Here is an 11,091-nt window from a genome sequence, read left to right on the forward strand (position 1 = left end):
CCGAAGCCGCTCCAGTACGTACCGGTGTCCACCACGACCAGGCCGGTCACGCACACCGCCGAGGTGGAGGTGAACAGCGCAGTGACCACGTTCGCGGCGTGGCCCGCCTCGGAAGCGAGCGGCAGCGCGAGCAGAACGGCACCGCCCAGAATCACTACGGCGAAGGCCGTGACGACGGTACGAGCGGGGTGGGCGGTGAACACTCGCCACGCGCGCGCCATGCGTCCTGCCACGTACCGACCTCTCCTCGCCGCTGGTGATGACCGACACGCCGGGTGTCGACGCTCCGTCGAGATCCGGCGGCCACACTACCCCGGATGGGGATGAAAGATCGGTTATGTCAGGGTATCGGCGGAGATCATCCCGCTCTTACTTCCGCAGGGTGCACAGCAAGGAAGTAGACATCCCGGCCGAGCGCCTGATCGCGCACTGTGTCCAGGTCTTCCAGGCCGTCGTCTGGGCGGGCAGGTCCGACCCCTGAGCGCCGTTCGGATGCTCGTCCGCACGCGCGGTGTCGCCAGGCTGTCCAAGTGGCAGAACCCGTACGCGTCCGCGAGATCGATTCTGACGAGGGGCAGCGCCTTGTGCGGATCGTCCGTCGAGGCACCGGTTCGGTGGTGACCTGGCGGCGGACCCACATGCTGCCTCTGTCCGCGCAGCGTCGCCACGGTGCCGGACGGACACGCCTACGTGACCGACAACGGCGGCGGCTCGGTGACCGTCCTCGACCCGTCCTCGCACGCGACCCAGAACATCCCGCAGGGAGACTTCCCCAGCGGGATCAGCGCGCTGCCCTCCGGCAAGCAGGTGTTCGTCTCCAACACGGGTTCCGGCACCGTGTTGGTCATCGATACCTACACCAACAAGATGGTGGCCAACCTGCCGGCCGGGCGGACGTCACTGGGGAACGCGGTCAGCCCCGACAGCAATGTCATCGGCCAGGTTCCCGTCGGCGTCCAGCCATAGGGGGCGCCGTCACGCTTGACGGTCGGCGGCGTGGGTGACCAACGAGAAGTCCGACACCGTATCGGTGATCGACCCCTTCACCCAGCGGGTCCGCGCCACCCTGCCGACCGGACACGAGCCCGAAGGCATCGCCATCCCCCCCGCGGAGCGAAGCCCTGCATGGCTTCGTGCATGGCAAGGGGCAGCGCTTCCATAGGAGTTCGGTGGCACCTCCGCCGTCGCTGTTTCCCGGATGTTCACAGCTTCGGGGACAAAGCCGCCCGGCATGTGCCCGGATTTGGCGGAGGCTTTTCGCCTATAGCCCTGGTGGGTCGGTGCCGGGGCGTTGACGAGGGGAGCAACACACGGGCAGCGCCGTGGCAGAGCAGGTTGCCCAGACACCGCCTCGGGGGATCGGGCGCCACATCGACCCGTAGAGCGCCGCCCTGGTGTCGGCGGCGCGCCACATACGCCGGTCGTTCTCCGGCGAGCCCGCCCATCCCCGACTGCTCGGAGACCGGTGCAATCATCAAGATCCAGAATGGTGCCACATCGTGGCAGAGCTACTGGCGTCCTGTGTCAGCGGGCCTTGAGCGTGTGCCGGCACACTTTGAGCGGATCCGGCATACGCCTGCCGGCACGTCGGCCTGGAACCAAGTCGACTCCGGGCCGAGGCTGCACCGTGCGGTACTGGCGGGCCGGAGGGCTCACCCCTCCGCGACGACCTCGCCCTTCTGGCCCTGCACGATGCAGGGCAATGATCAGGCCCCGGCGCCGGGCGCGGAGTCGGGGCCAGCCGTGGACACACGTTGCGCCTGGGGCGTATCAGGACAACAACTACCAACGGTGCACTGTCCAACGCGGAATCGCCCGGAACGTCACGGCCGAAGGCAGACCTCTGTGCCCCAGTAGTAATCCGAAGGCTGAGTCAAGCCACTGTCGATCATGCTGGGGTGACGCGCGTCAGGTCGTTGACGACCTGGCGGTTGCCGTTGTTGCGCACCCGGCCGCGCCGGGATCTCTACCACGGGCCGCGGTGGCTCCCGTGCGGCGTCGGGCGTCCGAGGAGTTCGGCCAGGCCATGGCGGGTGGCGGCCAGGACGACGCGGTCGTGAGGTTGCAGGACGTAGCCGGGGTGGAGATCCCACACCAGGCCGGGGCGCGGACTGTCGGTTTCATGGTGGTGGGGGGATGCCAGGTCGGGGCGGCGCTCGTCCGGGGTGGCGGCGTCCAGAGCCAGTACGCGCCAGGCCCCGGGCCGGAAGGCCTCGGCCACGGTCCGGCCCTCCAGCTGTGGGTGGCCGACAACGGTCAGGGCGGCGATCAGCAGCACGCGGCGTTCGATCGGAATGGCACCAAGGATCTGGCGCCCCATCATGGCGCCGGCGAAGGCGGGGGCGGCGAGGGTGGAGACGCTGCGGCTGCGGGTGACGGCGTTGGGGTGGGCGGTGCGCAGGGTGCGGTAGACGGCGGTGGCGAAGTCGTCGTCGTACAGGCGCAGCGCCACCCGGAGGTCGGGGGTGACCGAGCGGGCGTACAGGGTCGCTTCGAGGTTGGTGGTGTCGGAGCTGGTGAGGGCGAGCAGGGCGTGGGCGCGGTCGATCTTGGCGGCTTCGAGGACGCCTTCCTCGGTGACGTCGCCGATGACGGTGGGTACGCGCAGGCGCCGGGCGAGGGGAAGTCCGCGGGCCTCCGGGTCCTGTTCGACGCAGACGACGGGGATGTCGAGTTCCCGCAGCCGGGCGAGGACGCGGGTGCCGATCTTGCCCAGGCCGAGGAGGACGACGTGGCCGTGCAGGCCGCGGGGTGGGTGCCGTAGCTGGGAGGCGGTGCGGAAGGTGCCCAGGGCTTCGAAGACGGCCGCGACCATCACGGGCAGCAGCAGCATTCCGAGGGCTCCGCTGAGGAGTTGGAGGATCTTCCGGGCGGGCTGCTCGTCGGTAGCGGGGTCGTTGATGGCGAACAGGTCGAGCACGGTCACGTAAGCGGCGTGCCGCGGGTCGTCGCCCGTCACGATCCAGGAGGTCACGGCCAAGGCGAGGACGGCCGCGACGGCCCCCGCGATCGACCACCGCACCCGGCGCGAGAACAGCGAACCCAGCGGAGCCGACCTGCCGGCCAGCGGCCCGGTACGTGGCGGCGGGCCCTCGTAACTGACGGCCTCCAGGACAACGGTGCCGCGCCCGGTTGCGGCGGCCACATCGCGGTCGTCGGGCAGCAGCAGCGGCGCCTCGTCCCCGCTGCGGTCCGAACCCTCGGCGCCGGCAGGGTCGTTGGTGGTCGCCGAGAGCAGGGCCAGCGTGCACAGGCCGGGATCGGCGACCTCGCCCCGGCTGGGCGGAGTGCGCTCCGCCGCGCGGAGCAGCAGGCCGTCGGCCTGGACGACCTTGCTGCTGCCGGCGATCGCGGTGGCAGCCAACGCAGGGGTGGCGGTATCCGCGTCGGAGAGCACGGTCGTGGACGCTTCGAGCTCCGCCGCATCCAGGGCGGGTGTGGCCAGGATGGCGGTCTGGTCGAGCAACTCCTCCAGGTGCTGCCCGAGTTTGCGGTTGTAGAGACGGATCACCAGCCGCAACCGGGGGTTGCGACGGCGGGCGATCAACGCGGCCCGGATATTGGTCTCATCGTCGTCATAGACGAGGGCGAGCGCCGCGGCACGGTCGACCCCGGCTTCGGTCAGCGCGGCATCATCCGCGGTGAGGGCCTCCAACGCCGTTAAAATCCCGACGGGTTGTGTGGCGGACATGCCCGCCTCCCCGGCCGGTGAGCCGACGGCCCAGGTCATGACGGCTGCCACGCGCTCACGCAGTGCTGCGGTGCGTCTGTCGCGACGCGCCGTCAACGGGGATGGCGTCCGCTCGGCGCTATGGGCGGGCGGTACGACCAGAACAACCGACTGGCCGTATATTTCTCGCAATTCGGATGCGAGGCGTGGCGCAAGCGCGTCATCACCGCAGACGACCATGTGGCCGGAGGGGATGCCGTGCCGGGACTGCTGGGGGAGTGTGGACACACACCAGGATATGCCACCGTCCGGCAGCTGGTTCCAGCCGCCGGGACATCACGGAAGCGAGACCGCTCCGGCCGCCCGGCACGCGGAGTCGACCGCGCCCAGCCACGGACACACCCGCGCTGAGACCGCCAGGAGAGGTGGCCGCCATGGCTTGTCTTCTTCCATTCTCCGATGGCAGTCAGTGTGGCTCGTTCGAGCTCCACACTGCTTGGGCGGTGCATTCGTGGGCCGACCAAACGGAGGCACCGTCTTCCTCGAGCAGCTGCGCCTTCCGTCCGCTGAGCCATGAACGGGCAGACACTTCCGAGCGTCACAAGCGGTGCTGACAACTCACCCGATAGTCTGAGCCTCCCCGGTATCACCCGGATTGGTCGATCCGTCTGCCGACTCCAGCCCCATGAGAGGAGTTGGTCCGAACCGGGGGAAAGGGGCCGGGCACCCTGAGGGCGCTCGGCCCCGCCGGTCAGGAGTGGATTCGTACGCCTCTGCTCCCGGGACACCCCATAGTCGCGCAGCACCTCGACCGGCAGGCCGAGAGGGAGAACCTCGTCCGGTGCAAAGTCGAGCCGTGGCAGCGTGCACAACGCACCACGTCTTCCGAGTGTGTAGGTCGCGGGAACTTGGCGGGCGGTCTCCTCGATCTGATTGTTGCGCGGGCTGGCGGAGCGAGCTTTCGCTGGCGGCGTGATCATGCCAACACGCAGCTCCTGGTTTCGCTCTGCGGGATGAAATCCCGCAGACTCCCGGATAGGGGCCCGTGCGGGGGCGCGCGGGTCGTCGGGAAGTGACTGGTGTGCTTGAGGTTCCGCTGTGGCTGTGGGGGGCGTTCGCTGCGACGGTGGTGGTGTTGCTGGCGGTGGATTTACTGGCCCACCGCGCGGCGCATGTCATCGGCTTCAAGGAGGCCGCTGCCTGGAGCGGTCTGTGGGTGGGCCTCGCCCTGATCTTCGGCGGTGTCGTCTTCCTCGTCCTCGGTACGACCGCCGGTACGGAGTACACCACCGCGTGGCTGCTGGAGAAGAGCCTGTCGGTCGATAATCTGTTCGTCTCCGTCGTGATTTTCGCCCACTTCAGGGTGCTTCGCGGCTACCAGCATCGCGTGCTGTTCTTCGGCGTCATCAGTGCTCTGGTCTTCCGCGGAATCTTTCTTGCGCTCGGCGTCGCCGTGGTCAACCGCTTCGCCGCCGTCCTCTTCTGCAGCACCTACAAGCGCCTCAAGGACGAACGGCAGAACTTCGCCCCGGGCAAGCGTCGGTGCTGGTCGCTTAAGAGGTCCGGGGTCCTGCGGCGCGGCGGAGCCGGTTGGCGATGGCGAGGCCCAGCCCTTCCTCCGCAGGCAAGGACGCGATGATGAGGTCGCACCCTTGCTGGTCGAGTTCGCGCAGGAACCCGTACAGCCCGCGCGCGTAGGCGGCCATCGAATCGGGGGCCGCGACCACGGCGTGTGCCTTGACCGGAGCGTCGGCGGCGGAGGCCGGAAGAAAGACACCCACTTGGTGACCGAGTTCCTGCGCGAGCTCCGCTTCCGCGACGACCTTCTCCGGCTCGACCAGGACGACCCGCGCACGTGGCGCGTAGTGCGACGGATGCTGACCCGGCACCCGGACACGGCTCGTCGAGGGGACCGCGAGCGGGTACCCCAGCGCCGGTTCGAGGTCCTCGCGCGTCACCCCGCCGGGCCGAAGGACGCTCGGGGCATCGCCTGTGACATCGACGATCGTCGACTCCACGCCGACCTCACAGGGCCCGCCGTCCAGCACGAAGTCAACCGCCTCACCGAGCTCCGTCCGAACGTGGCCGGCCGTCGTGGGGCTGACCGAGCCGAAACGATTGGCGGACGGGGCCGTGACACCGCCGCCGAAGGCCGCCAGCAGCGCGAGCGCTACGGGGTGGTCGGGCACGCGCACGGCCACCGTCTCCAGACCACCAGTCGCCTCCAGGGGCACCCGGCGACCGCGCCGCAGGACCAGCGTCAGGGGCCCCGGCCAGAAGCGTTCGGCCAACAGGCGCGCCGCCGCGGGCACTTCCTCGACCCAGTCAGCAAGGTGCTCCGCCCTGCCGATGTGGACGATCAGCGGGTGGGAGGGCGGGCGCCCCTTGACCTGGAAGATGCGCGCGACGGCGGCGGGGTCCTCGGCGTTGGCGCCCAGGCCGTAGACGGTCTCGGTCGGGAAGGCCACCAGGCCCCCGGCGCGCAGCACATCGACCGCCTTCTCGATATCACTGGTCCTTGCCTTCACCTTCGTGATTCTCCCACTGTTCCGCTCTCTACATTCCGTGGTCTCGCTCGCCGGTGCATCACGACGAAGCAAGGTCGCGGCACCGCGTGACCCTGCGTCCTCGACTGTGGATCTGACCGGTGCGGTCCCCGGTTCTTAGGCGCACGGGTGGGATCAGTGCCGAGCGCTTGCGCAAGGTGGTCCCCGGCCTGCGGGAGCCGTGATCGGACCTGCGGCGACGACAGGCGCGCAGCCGCCTGCTTCGGTCGCCCGTTCGGCGGGCTTCATGATCGCGATGGCGTCGTAGTGCACTGTATGGCGGTGCACAACGAGCAGCGCGCCCAAGGCGTGGCGCCGGACGATGCGCAGGCGCCTGATGGCGGCTGGCGCTACCGGGGTGACCGTGTTCGCCGAGAGCTGAGGCTCCTGGTGGAAGCCGTCGTCGCCCAGCGTCTGGGGATGCCCGGCGACACGAGGGCCTTCAGTCCGCAGCCGCCGCGCCGCGCCGCTGTTGTCGGCCCCCCCACGTAGCGGTGAGCGGGCTCTGGCCGTACTCTGCGGCCATGCATGAAGCCCTGCCCCTGACTCCGTCCGAAGCCTTCGAGCTGCTGCTGGCTGGCAACCAACGTTTCGTCGCCGGCACGCCGGAGCACCCGAACCAGGATGCTGCGCGCCGCGCCGAGACCGCACCCGGGCAGCGCCCGTTTGCCGCGCTGTTCGGCTGCTCCGACTCCCGTCTGGCTGCTGAGATCGTCTTCGACCGTGGTCTGGGGGACCTGTTCGTGGTCCGCACCGCCGGCCATGTGGCGGGGGCGGAGGTGCTGGGCAGCATCGAGTACGCGGTGAGCGTGCTGGACTGCCCGCTGGTCGTGGTGCTGGGCCATGACTCGTGCGGCGCGGTCGCAGCCACCCGCGCCGCCCTGACCGACGGCCTTGGCACCACCGGGTACGTCCGCGACGTCGTCGAGCGCGTGACGACCAGCGTCCTGGCCGCCCGTGCCGCCGGGCTCACCGGGGACGACGACATCATCGACGAGCACATCCGGCACACCGTCGACCTCCTTCTGGACCGCTCCCGGGTGCTCGCCGACCAGGTCACCGCCGGAAAGACAGCTGTGGTGGGCCTGTCCTACCGGCTGGCCGACGGCAGCGCCCGATTCGTCACGGCCCGCGGCCTGCCCGAGGAGGCAGCTGCCCCTGGCACGGGCGCCTGAACGGTTCACCGGTGGATGAGGCCGATCGGCGACGCGGGCGCGACACCTATAACGCTGAGTGATTCCAGCAGGATGGCGGCCGTGTCCGTGTCACCGTACTGGCCCTCCTGGGGGTGGGTTGGGCTTCGGTCTTGTCAGCGGCGTCGACGCGGTGCCGCCAACGTGGGTGTTTGCCGCCTCAACCCGCGGTGAACATGCCGGGTACGGCCGCGAGTGTGTCGGCAAGCTGTCCGGTGGGCAGTCCACCGCCTTGGGCGAGTTCCGGTGAGCCGCCGCCGCGGCCGTGCAGGAGGTGCTTGACCAGGGTGGACGCGTCCTGCCCGGCGGTGCGGGCAGCGGTGTTGACCGCTATCACGATGACCGCGCCGCCGCCGGACTCTGCTCCGACCGCGACCACCCCCGGCCTGTCGGCGGGCAGCTGGTCCCGGACGGCGGTGGCGAGTGCCCTGGCTCCGGCACGGCCGCCCTCCGCTGTCGTGGTGACGACCACAGTGCCCTCGGCGTCGGCGGCCTGGGCCACGAGCTCGGCGGCGTGTGCCTGAATGGCCTGCTGCCGCAGTCGCTGGTTTTCCCGGTCGGTGGTCTTGGCCGTTCGAGCAACATGGCGATGCGGTCGGGCAGTTCGGCGCGTGGTGCCTGGAGTTGCTCGGCGATCTGTGTCACCAGGTCGCGCTCGCGTGCGAGGTAGTCGAAGCCTTCGACGCCGACCGCGGCTTCCACGCGGCGCATGCCGGCGCCGACCGAGGACTCCGAGGTCAGCGCGACAACACCGACCTATGAGGCGTGTTCGACGTGCGTGCCGCCGCACAGTTCGCGTGACCAGGCGCCGCCGATTTCGACTACGCGTACCTTCTCGCCGTACGTCTCGTCGAACAGGGCGAGTGCGCCCAGCTCCTTGGCGTCTGCGCGTGTCATCCAGCGCACATCGACGGGGAAGTCGTGGCGCAGCGCGCGGTTGGCGGCCTCCTCGATCTCGCTGCGGACGGAAGGGGAGAGGGGCCCTCGCCAGGGGAAGTCGAGGCGGAGGTAGCCGGGGCGGTTGTAGGAGCCGGACTGCAGGGCGGTGGGGCCGAGGATCTGGCGCAGGGCTGCGTGCAGGATGTGGGTGCCGGAGTGGGCCTGGTGGGCGCCGAGCCGCCATTCGGCATCGACGGCCGCACACAGTCTGTCGCCGACGGCGAGTTCTCCGGCGGTGATGCGGACCTGGTGGGCGACCAGTCTGGGCAAGGGGCGCTGTACGTCCAGGACCTCGGCTTCGGCTGAGGTGCCTGTGAGGCGGCCGGCGTCGCTGTCCTGCCCGCCGGATTCGGCGTAGAAGGGGGTGCGGTCCAAGACGGCGGTGACGATCTCGTGTTCGCGGGCCACCGGTACCGGGCCGTTGGCGCCGAGCAGGGCCAGGACGCGGGAGTCGGTGGTCAGGGTGTCCCAGGCCCGCCAGTCGGTCGGGCCGTGCTCGTCGAGGACCGCGCGGAGGGCCGAGGTGTCCGCCGTGCCGCCGGACTTGCGGGCGCGGGCGTCGGCGCGGGCGCGTTCGCGCTGCTCGCGCATCAGGGCCGTGAAGCCGTCGTGGTCGACCTCGACGCCCTGTTCGGCGGCCATTTCCAGGGTGAGGTCGATGGGGAAGCCGTAGGTGTCGTGCAGCAGGAACGCCTGCGCGCCCGGCAGTTGGTGTCCGCCACCTGCCTTCACTTCGGCTACGGCGGTGTCGAGGACGGTCGTGCCTTGGCGGAGGGTGGCACGGAAGGTGTCCTCCTCGCCGGCCGCCTGGTCGGCGATGCGGCCGTATGCCTCGGCGACCTCCGGATAGCTGGGGGCCATGCAGTCCCGGGCGACGGTGAGCAGGTCGGGCAGTGCCGGGGCCTGGTAGCCGAGTTGGCGCATCGAGCGGACTGCCCGACGCAGAATGCGGCGCAGCACGTAGCCGCGTCCTTCGTTGCCGGGGGTGGTGCCGTCGGCGAGCAGCATCAGGGCGGTGCGGACGTGGTCGGCGACCACGCGCAGGCGTACGTCGGTGGGGGTGTCGGTGCCGTAGCGGATCCCGGCGAGCGCGGCAGCGCGGTCGAGGATGGGGCGGGTCTCGTCGATCTCGTAGAGGTTGTCGACGCCCTGCAACAGGGTCGCCATGCGCTCCAGGCCCATGCCGGTGTCGATGTTGCGACGGGGCAGTTCGCCGAGGATCGGGTAGCCGGACTTGCCGGGGCCTTCACCGCGTTCGTACTGCATGAAGACCAGGTTTCAGAACTCCATGTACCGGTCCTCGTCGACGGCCGGGCCGCCCGTCCGGCCGAGTTCCGGCCCCCGGTCGTAGCACAGCTCCGAGCAGGGGCTGCACGGTCCGGGCACGCCCATGGACCAGAAGTTGTCCTCGTCGCCGCGTGCCACGATCCGCTCGTCGGGCAGGTCCGCGATGCGTCGCCACAGGCTGCGCGCCTCGTCATCGCTGTGGTGCACGGTCACCCAGATCTGCGCCGGGTCCAGGCCGTAGCCGCCGTCCGCGACCGGAGCGGTGGACAGCTCCCAGGCGAAGGTGATCGCCTCCTGCTTGAAGTAGTCCCCGAAGGAGAAGTTCCCGTTCATCTGGAAGAAGGAGCCGTGCCGGGTGGTGCGGCCCACCTCCTCGATGTCCAGGGTGCGCACGCACTTTTGCACGCTCGTCGCCCGACCCCTTGGCCCGTAAGGTCCGCAGGGCCTGCTCGACGGTCAGGTCCTGCGCCAGGGCGACCACCTCGGGCGTCATGTAGCGGCCGACCGAGCCCTCCGGGTAGCCGAGCAGCGCGGAGGTCATCCGCCGCTCGTTCGGGCTCAGCCCGGCCAGCACCCGCTTGGCGACCTTGGCCGGAGCCTCCCGCAGCATCCTGGCCCGGTCGTCGGGGTCCATACCCTCGACGAGATCCAAGAAAGAGCGGTTCCGCAGCCCTTCCAGGATCTGCTGCTGATCGATTGGCTCCAGCTTCTCGAACACTGCCAGAGCCCGGTCCTTTTGCAGCAGCCGGAACGCCACCCCGGCATCGACTGCGTCCATACGCGCCAGCTCATCGGCGATCACATAGGGAGGATGCGTCTCCAGCCACTCCTGCGCGGCACTCAACCGGTGGTCCTTGACGATGTCCTGCAGCGACTCGGCCAGCTCCGTGCTCGGCTCGTGAGAGAAGGGTGACTGCGGCATAGCGAATCCTCAGACGCGATGGAGATCGAGACATCGGGCACCAGAAAGCCCCGCGAGCACCGTCCCTCAGGGACCGCTCATAGCAGCGGAAGGGCAGTCCTACGCGGCAGCGGTGTGCGAAATAGGGGGCTTGCTGCGCATCACAGCACCACCCCACTCCCAAATTCACTGCCACTACACCGCGCCACACGCTAAAGACGCGAGTGACAGGATACCGCGTACAAAAGTCCCGGACATGGTCGCGCGCCCGTCCGTAGCAAGAGCGGTGTGGTGCGGTCCGAGCTGGAGGGCCTGGAACTCTGCCCGCCACTGCCCGACCGACCAATGTTCCCGTTCCGCAAGGCTGGTGGCGGGCGTCAGGCGAGGGCGAAGTACCGTACCCAGATCCACATCGCCGAGATGACCACGGTGACGGCGGTGACGATGAGGCCGTACTTGGTGAACTGCCAGAAGCTGATGGGCTGGCGGCTGCGTTCGGCGATGCCGAGGACGACGACGTTGGCGGAGGCGCCGATGGCGGTCGCGTTGCCGCCG

At 69.7% G+C, this 11,091-nt stretch carries 5 protein-coding genes and 5 pseudogenes; 5 read left to right on the top strand and 5 right to left on the bottom strand.

Annotation, left to right across the window (positions count from 1 at the left end):
• A pseudogene (locus AZE13_RS31305) lies at positions 1 to 233 on the bottom strand (TrkH family potassium uptake protein); the annotation flags it as partial.
• A gap of 297 nt (positions 234 to 530) precedes the next feature.
• Between AZE13_RS31305 and AZE13_RS38600 the strand changes: the two are divergent.
• The 3 genes and pseudogenes from AZE13_RS38600 to AZE13_RS38610 form a co-directional block, all read left to right on the top strand.
• Positions 531 to 659, top strand: a pseudogene (locus AZE13_RS38600) (IS630 family transposase); the annotation flags it as partial.
• A gap of 10 nt (positions 660 to 669) precedes the next feature.
• Entirely contained in the window at positions 670 to 966 is a 297-nt protein-coding gene (locus tag AZE13_RS38605; protein WP_258528113.1) for a YncE family protein, read from the top strand.
• A gap of 64 nt (positions 967 to 1,030) precedes the next feature.
• The gene (locus AZE13_RS38610) at positions 1,031 to 1,162 is read left to right on the top strand and encodes a hypothetical protein (protein WP_258528115.1); all 132 of its coding nucleotides are present in this window, start codon (positions 1,031 to 1,033) and stop codon (positions 1,160 to 1,162) included.
• Positions 1,163 to 1,966: 804 nt separating this feature from the next.
• On the opposite strand, the gene AZE13_RS31315 is transcribed toward AZE13_RS38610, so the two are convergent.
• Positions 1,967 to 3,910 (bottom strand): NAD-binding protein, encoded by a 1,944-nt coding sequence (locus AZE13_RS31315; RefSeq protein WP_066939660.1) that lies wholly within the window; start codon positions 3,908 to 3,910, stop codon positions 1,967 to 1,969.
• Between the two features lie 841 nt (positions 3,911 to 4,751).
• Here AZE13_RS31315 and AZE13_RS31320 point away from each other — a divergent pair.
• A pseudogene (locus AZE13_RS31320) lies at positions 4,752 to 5,207 on the top strand (TerC family protein); the annotation flags it as partial.
• Positions 5,208 to 5,223: 16 nt separating this feature from the next.
• Here AZE13_RS31320 and AZE13_RS31325 read toward each other — a convergent pair.
• A complete protein-coding gene (locus AZE13_RS31325; RefSeq protein ID WP_066939640.1) occupies positions 5,224 to 6,198 on the bottom strand; it encodes an L-threonylcarbamoyladenylate synthase in 975 nt (324 codons plus the stop codon).
• 542 nt (positions 6,199 to 6,740) lie between these two features.
• Between AZE13_RS31325 and AZE13_RS31335 the strand changes: the two genes are divergently transcribed.
• Positions 6,741 to 7,391, top strand: a complete 651-nt coding sequence (locus AZE13_RS31335) for a carbonic anhydrase (RefSeq protein ID WP_066939645.1) — start codon at positions 6,741 to 6,743, stop codon at positions 7,389 to 7,391.
• 178 nt (positions 7,392 to 7,569) lie between these two features.
• Here AZE13_RS31335 and alaS read toward each other — a convergent pair.
• Both alaS and AZE13_RS34805 read right to left on the bottom strand, forming a co-directional pair.
• Positions 7,570 to 10,061: pseudogene (gene alaS, locus AZE13_RS31340) on the bottom strand (alanine--tRNA ligase); the annotation flags it as partial.
• A gap of 94 nt (positions 10,062 to 10,155) precedes the next feature.
• Positions 10,156 to 10,557 (bottom strand): annotated as a pseudogene (locus AZE13_RS34805) (magnesium transporter MgtE N-terminal domain-containing protein); the annotation flags it as partial.
• Positions 10,558 to 11,091 lie beyond the last annotated feature (534 nt).

The organism is Streptomyces sp. NBRC 110611, from assembly GCF_001590865.1.
Lineage (GTDB): Bacteria > Actinomycetota > Actinomycetes > Streptomycetales > Streptomycetaceae > Streptomyces.

What these genes read in the sequence shown, in the direction of transcription:
- AZE13_RS31315 (WP_066939660.1), bottom strand. Translation starts at nt 3,910, where the DNA reads ATGGTCGTCTGCGGTGATGACGCGCTTGCGCCACGCCTCGCATCCGAA.
- AZE13_RS31335 (WP_066939645.1), top strand. Translation starts at nt 6,741, where the DNA reads ATGCATGAAGCCCTGCCCCTGACTCCGTCCGAAGCCTTCGAGCTGCTG.